The following is a 13,889-nucleotide window of genomic DNA, read 5'->3' as shown; positions in this document are numbered from 1 at the left end:
CTCGATTCCTCGGCACGGTTGTGCCGACCGTGCCGATCGGTCCGCGGTCCGATACCCACACCTCGGCGACCCGAACTCGAGAACCGAACGAATGCCGAGTGTTTAGCGCTATTTTGACCCGAACGCGGAAACGATTTCAGCGACCGAAACGGAATTCAGCCATATACAACCGATAACCGGTATCTTATTCGTGGTATAGTAATGGCCCGTACTGACGTTGGAGCGAACAGTGACCCGGTCCGCCGCCGGCACGGACGGATCGGGTGATCGCAAACAATGACACGCACTCCGATCCTCCAGACTACTGGCTCGAATTGCGTCGCGACGACCGTCCGAACGACGTCCCGGTTCGCGCTTCGACGGGCGGCCGGCCGCGAGGCGTGGGGTTCGACTCCCGCTCGAGCGGAGGTGAGCGGCTGATGTGTGGGATCATCGCCCGCATCGGCCACGGCGACGCGACCGAGACCCTGCTGTCGGGGCTCGAGAATCTCGAGTACCGCGGCTACGATTCGGCGGGAATCGCCGTCCAGAACGGCTCCGGCGTCAAGGTCCGCAAGTGTTCGGGCGAGGTCGACGAGCTCAAGGCGTCGCTCGAGCGCGGACTCCACGGAAACATGGGAATCGGCCACACGCGCTGGAGTACCCACGGCCCGCCGACCGACGAGAACGCCCACCCACACACGGACACAGCCGGCGACGTCGCCGTCGTCCACAACGGCGTCATCGACAATTACGACGAGCTCCGCGCGGAGCTCCAGGAGCGAGGCCACGAGTTCGACAGCGACACCGACACGGAGGTCATCCCCCATCTCATCGACGAGTATCGGGACGAAGCCGGCGACACCGAACAGGCAGTCCGCGAGGCCGTCGAAACGCTCGAAGGCAGCTACGCGATCGCCGCGATCGTCGACGGCGAGGAACGGGTCTACGCGGCCCGGAAGGGGTCGCCGCTCGTCCTCGGACTCGACGACGAGGAGTGGTTCCTCGCCAGCGACGTCCCGGCCTTCCTCGAGCACACCGACGAGGTAATTTACCTCGAGGACGGCGACCTGGTCGTCCTCGAACCCGACTCCTACCGGATCACCGATATCGCGGGGAACCCGATCGAGCGGTCGGTCGACACCGTCGACTGGGATCCGGAGGACGCGGGGAAAGGTGAGTACGACCACTACATGGCCAAGGAGATCGACACGCAGCCGACGGCGCTCTCGAACACGATCGAGGGCCGCGTCGAGGACGGCGACGTCGCGCTCGAGGGACTGCCGGCGGGGACGTTCGCCGACGTCGAAACCGTCCAGTTCGTCGCCTGCGGGACGTCCTATCACGCGGCGATGTACGGGAATCAGCTGTTGCGTTCGGCCGGCGTACGGGCCGACGTGATCCGCGCGAGCGAGTACTCGCGAACGGCCGGGCCGGTCGACGAGAACACCCTCGTCGTCGCGGTCACTCAGAGCGGCGAGACCGCAGACACGCTCGACGCGGTCCGGGAAGCGACCGATCGCGGCGCCCGGTCGCTGGCCGTCACCAACGTCGTCGGCTCGACGGCCGCCCGCGAGGCGGACGACGCAATCTACATCCGGGCCGGTCCGGAGGTGGGCGTCGCCGCGACGAAGACGTTCTCCTCGCAGGCGGTGACGCTCGCGCTGCTCACCCAGCGCATCGCCGCCGACGTGCCGACCGCGACGCCGATCGAGGACTGCGAGGCGATGCTCGAGTCGCTCGAGGACCTCCCCCGACACGTCGAGACCGTCCTCGAGACCACCGACGCCGAGGCCCTCGCCCGGGAGTACATCGACAGCGACTCCTACTTCTTCATCGGCAACGGCCTGGGCCACTCGGTAGCCCTCGAGGGCGCGCTGAAGTTCAAGGAGATTACCTACGAGCACGCGGAAGGGTTCGCCGCCGGCGAACTGAAACACGGCCCGCTCGCGCTCGTGACCCAGGAGACGCCGGTGTTCGCGGTCGCCACCGGCGACGACGAGAAGACGAAGACGAACGCGATCGAGGCCCGAACGCGCGGCGCTCCGATCGTCGCAGTGGCGCCGGACGACCACCCGCTCGCCGCCGCCGCCGACAGGCAGCTGTCGATCCCCGAGACGCATCCCGTCTGGGCGGGGCTGCTCGCGAACGTCCAGTTGCAACTGGTCTCCTACCACGCCGCCGCCTTGCTCGATCGGCCGATCGACAAGCCGCGCAACCTCGCGAAGAGCGTGACGGTCGAATGAACGGTTCGCTCGCTGACTGACGTCTTTTCGAAGCTCTATCGACCCGCTGAATCGTCGATTCGATAGTGTGGCCTCCGTTCGCGCGTCGGTACGCTGGGTGTCGTTCGGTCCGTTCTCAGTCGCCGTTTCAGTGATTCCGATTCGGGGTCGAGAGACCACTTTCTGGTCGGGCACGCCCTCGAGTTCGTCCCGTGTCGGTCCGCGTGGACCGGTGCGATCGTTCGGCGATCGACTGAGATCGAGCCCGGGCGTACGACCACCGGTCGTCGTCGACGACAGAGACACGGGTTCGCGACGGCGGAGACAGGGGAGGTACTCTCGAGCGGGCGCCGGAAATCGAGCGTCGAGAGTCGATCGCACGCAGAAACCAGCTCGCACAGATCCGTCGCTACTGACCGAGCGCCCTCTCGAGAACGGACTATTGCGTATCCGCTCGCTTCGATTACCGGTAGTTAGCGATCCGATTTCGTGATTCAACGTAGAAACCGAAACTGGATCGCCTGATCCGGTAAGTACGTGTGTGCATCTGGCATCGGTAGCTGAAAGAGAGGGCGCTACGCCCCGTCCTCGACGAACGGCCACTGTGAGCGGGTAGGACAGGGTCAGTTCACGAGTCAGCGGATGTAGAGAATCGCGATAAACGCGAGGAATAAGAGAATCAGTGCGACGATGGTCCACGAGCTATCCGAACCCCTCGTCGACTCGTCGGAAGAAATAGTCGTCCCTACCTCCGCTAGGGATGGCCATGCGTAACAATGCGATGGAACGCAGCCATATTCTTTGGTGATTTCAGGGTGTTATAACGGAACGACTTCTTATGGGGATTCTCTCTACGGAGGATACGCGCTCTGTCCGTGCCGTGATTTTCACGAGACGTTCTGAAAAAGAAACCGCGCTACTATCGACTGTCAGTGGCGTCCGGCAAACGAACGCGTCTGTGACGCGGTGTGAGGACCAGAAATACGATGAATCGCTGCTAGTCCTCTTCGAGAACCAGCGTGACCGACTCGTCGCTGCCGTCGATCTCGACGTCCGTCGTGGCCTCCTCGTACCCGTCTGCCTCGGCGGTGACCGTGTACGACCCGTCCTCGAGGTCGAACGTCGCTTGGCCGCGATTGTTGACGTTCCGGCTCTCGCTCGAGCCGAAGAAGGTGTCGGACTCCGTGCTCGTGACGGTCGCGTTATTGATCGCCTCACCGTCGTCGTCCACGACGGTCACGGTCAGCGTGTGCGTCCCGTTGCTCTCGTTTGTGTCGGTCTGGTTGCCACCGTTGTTTGCGCCAGAACCGTCGTCTCCGCCGAAGCCGTCATCTCCGCCAGAGCCATCGTCTCCACCGGAGCCGTCGTCTCCGCCGGAGCCGTCGTCTCCGCCGGAGCCGTCGTTGGTGGATTGACTCTCGAGAACCAGCGTGACCGACCTGTCGTCGCCGTCGATTTCGACGTCCGTCGTGGCCGACTGATACCCGTCTGCCTCGGCGGTGACTGTGTACGACCCGTCCTCGAGATCGAACGTCGCTTCGCCACGATTGTTGACGTTCCGATTCTCGTTCGAGCCGCCTTCGGGAGCGACGGTGACGGTTGCGTTATCGATTCGCTCGCCGTTATCGCCCTCGACGGTCGTCGTCAGCGTATGCGTCTCGCTTCCGTCGCCCGTGTCGGATCCGCTGTCATCGTCTGTGTCGGAGCCGTCGTTGCTATTATCCGCGCCATCCGAATCGCCGTCGCCGGTGTCGTCGCTATCGCTTCCGGTGGAGTCGCCTCCGTCGGAACCGGCCTCGTCGGTGCCGTTTGTCTCATTCGTACCGGCTGGGTCGTCGGCTGCCGTGTCGTTCCCGTCGCCGGACGCGTCGGAATCGTCGCTCGAAGCGGGACCCCCGTCGTCGGGTGCGTCGGAATTGCCCAACTCGTCGGTGACCGATCCGATCGCGCTGCTGACGGACGTTCCGCTCACGGCGAGTATCAGCCCGAGTGCCAGGAACACGATACCACAGACGGTGAGCAGGATCTGGACGTTTTGCTGAACCGTTCGACCCTCCGCGCTCTGATTTTGTCTCATAGTAATTACTGACGGTGGTCTCGTTACGCGTTCCTCGTCGTCCCTGTTCTCGGCGCCGACGACGGCGACCGATCGTCGACCGACGGACCGAGTGGTCTCGCCCGATCGATCGCCGAGGCTGTCTCTACGGCTCGATCCGCCGAATACCACTCCGGCGTCCGGGTCGAACCCGACCACAGCGGTCGGGGACCGGAGGCGGGACCAGCAGGGTGCATTACCCGTTCATTTCGGCTACCGACGGTTCACTATGGCTCTGTTAAGCGCCGCTATCAGTCTCATAAACTATTTCGCTGGCTACAATTATGGCGACTGTTTCCGACCGCCGCGGCAGGAGAGAACCCGGTCGGATCCCCCGTTCTCGAATCACCGCTCGCCGTTTCGCTGCCCGATTCAGGGGACAACCACGTCGAAACCGGACGAACGGGACCTCGAGTCGTGGTACTCGGACAGTCTTCGTGGACCGCCCGGCCCGTCGACCGGAGCGTCGTCCCCACCGCTGTCTCGAGACACCGCTCGTCAACACGTTCGAGAACAGGTGGGCATCGCCTTTTCCAATGCGGTCGATAACCCGTTTCACCCGCGTCAACCACACGGATCGTTCCCGAAGTGCGGGCGTTCCATTGCGGTTGGCGAATCGGCAACGGTCCCACTGGTCGATGGTTCTCACGGACCGACGAGGCGCGACTCGTGCCTACTGCTGGCGCAGCTCTGCCGCCTGCTCGAGTTCGAGGCGCACCCGCGTGGCGTCGAACTCGTGGTCGGGACGGAGGCGAACGAAGTCCAGAAACCGCCGCGCCGCGAGCAACTCCTCGGAATCGTAGACCGTCGCGGCCGCACTGACGGCGTCGTGGGCCCCGATCCGGGGCTCGAGGACGGCCAGCGCGCAGGCCAGATCGTAGGCGGTGGTCTCGGTGACGCGATCCTCGTGGACGTTGGTGGCGTCGATGAAGTAGAACTCGCCGTCACACAGCAGGATGTTCTCGGCGCGCAGGTCGCCGTGAGCCATGCCGTGATCGCGCAGCGTGGCCAGCATCTCGAACAGTTCCGGTGCCCGTTCGGCGACGAGCCAGTCGGGCGTATCGTCGAGCGAACGGAACTCGGGCAGGTACTCGAGGACGAGCACGCCGAGCCCGTTGACTTCGAAAGCGTCGATCGGCTGGGGCGCGTTGATTCCGATCTCGCGCATGCGCTCGGTCGCCTCGTACTCGTGTTCGACCATCGCGCGGGGCGTATCGAACCGGCCGAAGAAGCCGCCGGTGCCCGCCGACACCGCGCCGACGTTGCGCCCGGCGGTCAACAGCGCGTGGACCAGCGCGTTCTGTCGGGAAACGATCTTGACGAACCACTCGTCGTCGATGACACAGGGGGTCGACAGCCAGTTGTCGGCCTCGAGAAACTCCACGCGGACCGCCTCGCGGTCGTAGCGATCCGCCAGCGTCCGGATCACGCGCTCGAGGCGATCCCACTCGACGGTCCCTCGGGCGAGCCGGCGGATGTCCATACCTCGCATGTGGGGGCTTCGAGGTTAAATGCGTCCCGAACTGTTTCCGGAGCGACGTATCGGGGGCGAATGACCGCCGGACCGTCGGCTACCGGGTCGAACGTCCGCCGACGCGATCCGATACCGCTCGCTCGGACTTGGGAACAGTATTGTTATCAGCAATGCGACGGAACGAGACGATAGGTATGGACGCGATCGACGACCTCGGAGACGCGATCGAGGCCAGTCGGAACTTCTTGACGCCGATACGCCTGAGCGCCTGGGTCAAGCTCGCGTTCGTCGTCGTCTTCGTGAGCTCGCTCGGATTCGGGTTCAGTACGTCGGTTCCGGGGAGCGACTTCCTGACCGTCACCGACGATCCGACGGCCGGCGGCTGGCAGATCGAGAACGTCGACGGAGCGGTTCCGACCGACGAACTCGTCGCCGTCGGAGTGGCCCTCGTCGGGCTCGTGCTGTTAGTGTGGTTGTGCTACGCCTTCGTCGCCGGCGTCATGGAGTTCGTCTTCCTCGAGTCCCTGCGGTCGAACGAGGTCCGCGTGCGGCGATATTTCACCGCGAACGTCGGGAAGGGAGTCCGGCTGTTCTGCTTTCGCCTCGGTCTCCTGCTCGTCGCCAGCGGGCTCGGGGCGGCACCCGCCTCCTTCGTCACGGCCGGCGGCGGCAGTCTCGCCGAGCTCTCACCGGGGCTACTCGGACTCTATTCGATCTACGGCTTCGCGCTGTACCTCGGCTACTCGATCGTCCGCCGGTTCACCGACGAGTTCGTCGCGCCGATCATGCTCCTCGAGGATCGGGGCGTGCTCGGTGCCTGGGGCCGGTTTCGGGAGGTACTGGCCGAGAACTGGACGGAGTACGCGGTCTACCTGTTGCTGGCCTGGATCCTCTATTTCGCGGTGCTGATCGGCGCCTGGATCGTCGTCGGCATCGGCCTCTTTCTACTCCTGATTCCCATCGTGATCGTGTCGTTCGTTCTGACCCTTCTCGGCCCGGTCGGGATCCTGCTGTTCGTCGTCGTCGGCCCGCTCTCGCTCGCGGCCGTCCTGCTGTTCATGGGTGTCGTCTGGGCGCCGATCACGACCGTCTTCCAGTACTACGCGCTCCTGTTGCTCGGCGATACGGACGACGACCTCGATCTCATCCCCGACCAGCGAGCGGCGATTCGAGGGGACGGTGGCGCAGCCACAGTCGGCCGGAACGACGACTGGGCCGGCGTCGACCGCGGTCCGTCGCGGCGAGCCGATCGCCCCTCGAGCGACGAGCGAGCGAGCGACGACAGCGATCCGTTTGGAGAAACGGATCCCTGGACCGACGCTGACGGCACTGACTTGTGGGACGATTCTGACGGTGCTGACTCCGGTTCCGGCACCGATCACGACCCGTGGAGCGAGGCGTCGAACTCCGACCACGAGAGTGATCCGTGGAGCGAGACGGACGACTCGAGTAACACTGGTCCGTGGGACGAGCCGTCCGAGTCCAACGAGACCGACTCGGAGAACGAGACGAACGGATCGAACGATACCAGCGACGACGATCGAACCTGGTAGCGCAGCGCTCGAGTCCCGGAGTCACTCGTCACACACGCCTCGATCCGGCGGTGCGTTTATACTGGATAGCGAGGCGAATACCCGGCCCACTGTGGCCGGGGATGAAGCTGACACTCGGTGATCTAAACTATTAAGTTGACATAGATCTAACCAATAGGCAGCGATGAAATACAGTCACCGCTACCGTGCTTACCCGACAGAAGCGGTAGCGGAGCGACTGGACCATCAACTCGACGTTCATCGCCAACTCTACAACCACGTCCGCTGGGACTACGGAAACAGTCCTGAGAACGACAAGCCGAGTGAGTACGACCAGAACAACAACCTTCCCGACTGGAAACGGAAGTGGCCGCTATTTGCGGACACACACTCGAAAGCGGCCCAAGCTACTGTTGCACGCTTTCACCGCAACCTCTCGAACCTTCGCAAGAAGAAAGAGAAGGGGTACAACGTCGGTTGGCTCAAGAGGCAATCACCCGCCGACTACCGGAGCGTCACGTACAACCAGTCAGGCTTCGACCTCGATGAAAAGAGGGGCTAAGACAAGTTCGCCTACGTGCGCTTCAGCAAGGTCGGGTGGCTCAAAATCCGCTACTCACGCCCGGTCCCCGACAACGCTTCCATCAAGGAAGCCACGTTCAAGAAAGAGCGAACTAGCGAGTGGTTCGTCACGTTCAATCTTGAAACCGACGACGAACACATTCCAGAGAAACCCGCGCTGGACACGCTCAACGCGAGCAACAGCGTAGGTATCGATCTCGGTATCCAGAACTACATCCACACCAGCGACGGAAAGACCGTCGAGTGGCTTGACCTCAAAGACGAGTACGAGCGATTCCGCCGGGAGCAACGGAAACTCTCGCGGAAAGAACACGGGTCCAGAAACTACGAGAAACAACGGAAGAAGGTCGCTACGGCCAAGCGGCACATCCGTCGAAAGGTGCTGGACTACCAGCACAAGTTGACGACGTGGCTCGTCAAAGAGTACGATGCCGTGTTTGTGGAAGACCTCAACGTTGCCGGGATGCTTCAGGGAGACGGGAATGCTCGGAACAAGCAAGACGCGGCATGGCGACAGTTCGTCACGCTCCTCGAATACAAGGCCGAGTTATACGGCACATACGTCGTACAGGTTGAAGCACGAGGAACAACGAAGGAGTGCGCTCAGTGTGGTGTGGAAGTGGAAAAACCCATCTGGATACGTGAACATTCGTGTCCGTCGTGCGGGTTCGAGACGGACAGGGACGCGAACGCGGCGATGAACGTGTTGCAAAGAGGGTTTTCTGAACTAGGGCTGGGATGGCCCGAAGATACGCCTGTAGAGACTGTAACCGTCCCCAGAAACGCTTCGCGTTTCTGGTGTGCGAACGAGAGCTTCGCTCTCGTCAACGCTACGGACACCGCTGATTTTCAGCGCGTGTCTGCAAGTCACGTCGTGGAAGCAGGAAGCCTGCTCTCGTGAGAGTAGGATTCCCCGCACCACCCTGCGCGGGGTAACATTCAATCTTCACCCCGGCAAGAATTGCGTATGGACACGGAGCTACCCGACGAACACCGAATGGTCCGGGAGACCGTCAGGGACTTCTGCGAGACCGAGATCGAGCCGATCGCCCAGGAGATCGAGGACGAACACCGGTTCCCCGCGGAGATCTTCGACCAGCTCGCGGATCTCGACATGATGGGCGTCCCCATCGACGAGGAGTACGGCGGGCTCGGCGGCGACACGCTCATGTATACGCTGGTCGCCGAGGAACTCGGTCGCGTCTCGGGATCGATCGGGCTCTCCTACGTCGCCCACACGTCGCTGGCCTCGAAGCCCATCGAGCGCTTCGGCACGAGGTCACAGCAGGAACGCTGGCTGCGGCCGCTGGCGGAGGGCGAGCACCTGGGCGGCTGGGCGCTGACCGAACCGGACAGCGGCTCCGACGCCTCGGACATGGAGACCACGGCCGAAAAAGAGGGCGATGAGTGGGTGCTAAACGGCACCAAGCAGTTCATCACGAACGCCAGCGAGGCGGGCTCGATCCTCGTCAAGGCCGTCACCGACCCTGACGCGGGCTACGACGGCATCTCGACGTTCATCGTCGACCCCCGCGAGGACGACGGCTTCGAGGTGACGACGATCTGGGACAAGATGGGGCTGAACGCCTCGCCGACCTGCGAGATTCGACTCGAGAACGTTCGGCTCCCCGAAGACCGCCTGCTCGGCGAGGAGGGCGAGGGCTGGGAACAGACGAAGAAGACCTTGGACGGCGGTCGCATCTCCATCGCCGCACTCTCGACGGGGCTGGCGCAGGGCGCCTACGAGCACGCGAAGGAGTACAGCAAAGAGCGCGAGCAGTTCGGCCAGCCGATCTGCGAGTTCGACGCCGTCCGCGACAAGGTCGTCGACATGCACCGGAAGACCGAACGGGCGCGATTGCTCACCTATCGCGCCGCGCGGACGTACGACAAGGGCGAACCCGTGACCCGCGAGTCCGCCCTCGCGAAACTCGACGCCAGCGAGGCCGCCCGCGAGGTCGCCGAGGACGCCGTGCAGGTGCTGGGCGGCTACGGCTACACCACCGACTTCGCGCCCCAGCGGTTCTACCGCGACGCGAAACTGATGGAGATCGGCGAAGGCACCAGCGAGATCCAGCACCTCGTCATCGGTCGAGAGCTCGGGCTCTGATCGGTCTCGTGAGAGGAGAGTGACGACCGTGAAGTACGGAGGCTACTCGAGCGTTCCGAGCGGACCGTCGTCGCTGTCGTCGCTCTCGTTCGTCCCGTCGTCGGATTCGTTGGAACCACCGCCGTTGCCCCCGTCGGATTCGTTGGCGTCGCCGTTCCCGTCGCTCTCGTTTCCGCCGTCGTCGGCGGCGTCCGGGTCGACTCCCTCCATGAGCGCCAGAACGTTCTCTTCCTCCTGTCCGCGGGCCCGCTGCGGATAGACGCCGATGGTCACGAGCAGGTCGTCGCCGGCTTCGACGGCCTCGGTGACGTGGACGTCGACCTCGAGGTCGTGACCGTTGAACGTCGCGTTGGCGCTGAACCGCGACCGCGTCGTCGTCTCCTCGAGGATCGTGATCTCGGCGTCCGCCTCGTGGGAGATGTCGCCGATGTTGTCGTAGCTGTTACCGACCTTCTCGATCAGTTCCGTGGTCGACATATCCTCGAGGGGATTGAAGTTCCGGCCCGCGATCCCGACTTTCGGGGAAGTGAAGACGGTGAAGATGGCAGCGCGCTGGCTCCCGATCGGCGGGATCTCCACGGATTTCTCGTGTTCGGTCTTGTAGTTCGTGACGGAGATCGTCTCGGAGTAAGCGCTGATCCCGACCTCCGTTTCGATGACGACGTCGTCGATGGCCGTCTGTTCGTAGCCGGTCTCCCCGCGAACGGCCGAGTCGACGCCGGCCGGCGACGACTCGTGATTGTCCATTCCGACCAGCCCGAGACAGCCCGCGAGACTCGCCAGCCCCGCAGTGCCGAGCCCACCGAGCAGTGTTCTCCGATTCATTTTCGAGTCAATGGGTGTTCGGTTCATATGTGTGTATCGGAATTCTGAGAGTCTGTCGAATTGACAAGGTGTTCGGCTCTCACAGTTCCGAACTCACCAACCGATTTTCAGCGGCGAAACAGACCGAAGACGTCTGCATCGGACGCCACGTCGAATCGCTCCGATCGGCGCCGATGAATGAGTGTCAAATATAAAACAGCTACGTAGCCGAGGCCGGCGAGCCCGACGGCGACGACGACGTTTCCGAGGACGAGTTGCCGGATCGCGACCCACGCCGTCTCGCCCGTCATCGCGTCTCGAGAGCCCACCGAGTCGGCTCCCAGCAGCAGGGAGCCGAGCCGAAAGCTCGAGAGGTAGACCGCGGGTTTCACCATCGGGTTGAGAACGGCGACGGAGGCGAAGATCGCGGGTTTGCTGATCCACGCCTGCAGCGCGACGAGGACGAAGAACAGCCCGACGCCCAGCCCGCCGGTCGGGAGCGCCGTCACGAAGACGCCGATCGCGAAGCTCGCGGCGATCTGATGCGGGGTATGCTCCTCGCGGAACGCGGCGACGAGTTTCCGGCGGATGCGATCACGATAGCTGGCGAGCCGTTCCCGAACCATTCGCTCTGTGCGTCGGTTACCAGCGGCGAACAAAAAGATACCGAGAGCGGCGTTCTATTCTCATACGTCCGATAAATTCCCGGTCGGAAGGAGTGCAACGGAACCGACTGCGGCGTCGGTCGAAACCGCGAGTCGGCGGATTACGAACTGTCGGTTCCGAAGCGTTTCACGGGAACGATCCGGCTTCCTCGAAGGAGTCGGCGACGCGCTGAATCGCGACCACGTACGTCGCGGTCCGCGGATTCTCGAGGTCGTGTTCCTCGATCGTCTCGACCAGCGAGTCGAAGGCGTCGACGATGTGGGCCTCGAGTTCCTCGTTGACGCGCTCTTCCGTCCAGTGGAATCGCTGTCGGTTCTGGACCCACTCGAAGTACGAGACGGTGACGCCGCCGGCGTTGGCCAGGATATCCGGGATCACGAAGACGTCCTTGTCCTCGAGGACCTCGTCGGCGTCGGGCGTCAGCGGTCCGTTCGCGGCCTCGGAGATGACGTCGGCCTTCACGTCCTCCGCGAGGTCGGCGTCGATGGCGTTCTCGAGGGCCGCGGGAATCAGGAGGTCGACGTCGAGGGTGAGCACGTCCTCGTTGGTGATCTCCTCCTCGCTCTCCTCGTAGCCGACGACGCTGCCGGTCTCGTTCTTGTGGTCCTTGGCCGCGACCGGATCGAAGCCGTCGGGGTTGTAGATGCCGCCCGAGGAGTCGCTGGCGGCGACGACGGTCGCGCCCATCTCGTCGATCAGTTTCGCGGCGATCCAGCCGGCGTTCCCGTAGCCCTGCACGGCGACGGTCGCGCCCTCGAGATCCTTGTCGAGGTAGTCGAACGCCTCGCGGGCGGCGATGACGGTCGAGCGGCCCGTCGCCTCGACGCGGCCCTCGCTACCGCCGCTGGAGATGTTCTTGCCCGTGATGACGCCCGGCTCCGTGGTGTTTTCCAGGGTCTCGTAGGTGTCCTTGATCCAGTTCATCTCCCGCTGGCCCGTGTTCACGTCGGGCGCGGGGATGTCCCGGTCCTCGCCGATCAGCGGGCGGAGCTCCGTCGCGAACGCGCGGGTGACTCGCTCGAGTTCGCTCTCGGAGTAGTCGGCCGGATCGATGATGATCCCGCCCTTCCCGCCGCCCAGCGGGATGTCGACGGTCGCCGTCTTGTAGGTCATCCAGCCCGACAGTGCCTTGACTTCGTCCCGGGAGACCTGCGGATGGTAGCGAATGCCGCCCTTGTAGGGGCCACGGTCGCCGTTGAACTGCGAGCGGAAGGCCGTGAACCGCTCGAGCGAACCGTCGTCCATCTCCACGGTGAGGTTCGTCTCGAGCACGCGCTCGGGGTGCTTGAGCCGCTCGATGACGTCGTCGTCGACGTCGAGGTACGCGGCGGCGTCGTCGATCTGCGATTGAAGGCTTTCGAATGGGTTCGCTTCTTCGGCCATACTCGCTGGTTTTGGCGACGGGAGGATAAGCGTAGCGAATATCTACCACACCTCATAATCCCCCGTCCATTCAGGTCAGTAAGATATCCTTGTATTCTGGACGAATGTTCAGATACTATCGGTAGCGGCAGACGCTCGCTCCACGATCCGTTCGGCCTGGGCGATCAGCGGTGCGTCGATCATCTCGCCGTCGACCTCGAAGACCCCTCGCCCCTCGGCGTCGGCCTCGCGTTTGGCTTCGAGGACGCGTTCGGCCCACTCCCGATCCGCCTCACTTGGAGTGAAGGCCTCGTTGATCGGATCGACCTGAGCCGGGTGGATCGCCAACTTGCCGTCGTATCCGAGCTGAACCGCGAACGCGGCGTCGTCGCGGAGCCGCTGATCGGCCTCGAAGTCGGTGACGAGCGTGTCGATCGCCGTACAGTCGTTCGCGGCGGCGGCGATCACGACGCGTTCGCGCGCGTAGAGCACTTCCGTCCCCTCCTCGCTCCGGGTCGCGCCGATGTCCGCCGAGAGGTCCTCGGCGCCGAAGACGAGCGCGTCGGTCGCCCGCGCGGCGGCGATCTCCGGCGCGGCGAGGACGCCGGCCGCGCTCTCGATCAGTGCGAAGACGGGGAGCGTGGCGTCGTACTTCGCGATTTCGTCCTCGAGGTCGCGGACGTCCGCCGCCGAGGCGACTTTGGGAGCCATTACGCTATCGAGTCCGCGGTCGCCCGATTCCGTCGGCTCGAGAACGGTCTCGAGGTCGGCCGACAGCGCCGAGTCGGCGGCGTTGACGCGAACGCAGACCTCGCAGTCGGGATCGAACTCGGGGTCGGTGAGCACCCCGCGGACCGTCTCGCGGGCTTCGTCCTTCCGCTGTGGCGCGACGGCGTCCTCGAGGTCGAACACGATCACGTCCGCTCCCGCTGTGGGTGCCTTGCGAAGCATCTCGGGACGGTCGCCGGGAGTGAACAGAACGCTTCTGCGGACCATACGGTGTGTCCTCGAGCCACGCCCATAGGAATGGGTGTGGCAGTCGCACGTGTCGAACGACGTT

General features: G+C 63.9%; 10 protein-coding genes and 1 pseudogene. 5 read left to right on the top strand and 6 right to left on the bottom strand.

The genetic code is table 11. From position 1 onward, the window contains the following. Nucleotides 1–276: 276 nt before the first annotated feature. Both WD430_RS01755 and glmS read left to right on the top strand, forming a co-directional pair. Complete coding sequence (locus WD430_RS01755; RefSeq protein WP_339104318.1) at nt 277–420, top strand: hypothetical protein; 144 nt, start codon at nt 277–279, stop codon at nt 418–420. Beyond that, entirely contained in the window at nt 420–2,225 is a 1,806-nt protein-coding gene (gene glmS / locus WD430_RS01750) for a glutamine--fructose-6-phosphate transaminase (isomerizing) (RefSeq protein WP_339104317.1), read from the top strand. The genes WD430_RS01755 and glmS overlap by 1 nt, the downstream gene beginning before the upstream one ends. Nucleotides 2,226–3,201: 976 nt before the next feature. On the opposite strand, the gene WD430_RS01745 is transcribed toward glmS, so the two are convergent. Both WD430_RS01745 and WD430_RS01740 read right to left on the bottom strand, forming a co-directional pair. Then, the gene (locus WD430_RS01745) at nt 3,202–4,281 is read right to left on the bottom strand and encodes a carboxypeptidase regulatory-like domain-containing protein (RefSeq protein WP_339104316.1); all 1,080 of its coding nucleotides are present in this window, start codon (nt 4,279–4,281) and stop codon (nt 3,202–3,204) included. Nucleotides 4,282–4,972: 691 nt separating this feature from the next. After that, on the bottom strand, nt 4,973–5,782 hold the full coding sequence (locus WD430_RS01740) for an RIO1 family regulatory kinase/ATPase (protein WP_339104315.1): 810 nt from the start codon (nt 5,780–5,782) through the stop codon (nt 4,973–4,975). Nucleotides 5,783–5,967: 185 nt separating this feature from the next. Between WD430_RS01740 and WD430_RS01735 the strand changes: the two genes are divergently transcribed. From WD430_RS01735 to WD430_RS01725, 3 genes and pseudogenes are all read left to right on the top strand, one after another. Beyond that, entirely contained in the window at nt 5,968–7,326 is a 1,359-nt protein-coding gene (locus WD430_RS01735; RefSeq protein WP_339104314.1) for a hypothetical protein, read from the top strand. Between the two features lie 163 nt (nt 7,327–7,489). Then, nucleotides 7,490–8,788: pseudogene (locus WD430_RS01730) on the top strand (RNA-guided endonuclease InsQ/TnpB family protein). A gap of 66 nt (nt 8,789–8,854) precedes the next feature. Next, nucleotides 8,855–9,997 (top strand): acyl-CoA dehydrogenase family protein, encoded by a 1,143-nt coding sequence (locus WD430_RS01725; protein ID WP_339104313.1) that lies wholly within the window; start codon nt 8,855–8,857, stop codon nt 9,995–9,997. A 42-nt stretch (nt 9,998–10,039) separates the two neighbouring features. On the opposite strand, the gene WD430_RS01720 is transcribed toward WD430_RS01725, so the two are convergent. The 4 genes from WD430_RS01720 to WD430_RS01705 form a co-directional block, all read right to left on the bottom strand. Then, nucleotides 10,040–10,822, bottom strand: coding sequence for a DUF6517 family protein (locus tag WD430_RS01720; protein ID WP_339104312.1), 783 nt, complete (start codon nt 10,820–10,822; stop codon nt 10,040–10,042). 107 nt (nt 10,823–10,929) lie between these two features. Beyond that, complete coding sequence (locus WD430_RS01715; RefSeq protein WP_339104311.1) at nt 10,930–11,427, bottom strand: DUF2062 domain-containing protein; 498 nt, start codon at nt 11,425–11,427, stop codon at nt 10,930–10,932. Nucleotides 11,428–11,593: 166 nt separating this feature from the next. Then, entirely contained in the window at nt 11,594–12,850 is a 1,257-nt protein-coding gene (locus WD430_RS01710) for a Glu/Leu/Phe/Val dehydrogenase (protein ID WP_339104310.1), read from the bottom strand. Between the two features lie 108 nt (nt 12,851–12,958). Then, the gene (locus WD430_RS01705; protein WP_339104309.1) at nt 12,959–13,825 is read right to left on the bottom strand and encodes a CoA ester lyase; all 867 of its coding nucleotides are present in this window, start codon (nt 13,823–13,825) and stop codon (nt 12,959–12,961) included. Nucleotides 13,826–13,889: the final 64 nt, after the last annotated feature.

It is taken from the genome of Haloterrigena sp. KLK7, assembly GCF_037914945.1.
GTDB classification, from domain to species: domain Archaea; phylum Halobacteriota; class Halobacteria; order Halobacteriales; family Natrialbaceae; genus Haloterrigena; species Haloterrigena salinisoli.
This window is presented reverse-complemented; position numbering and strand designations above follow the sequence as displayed.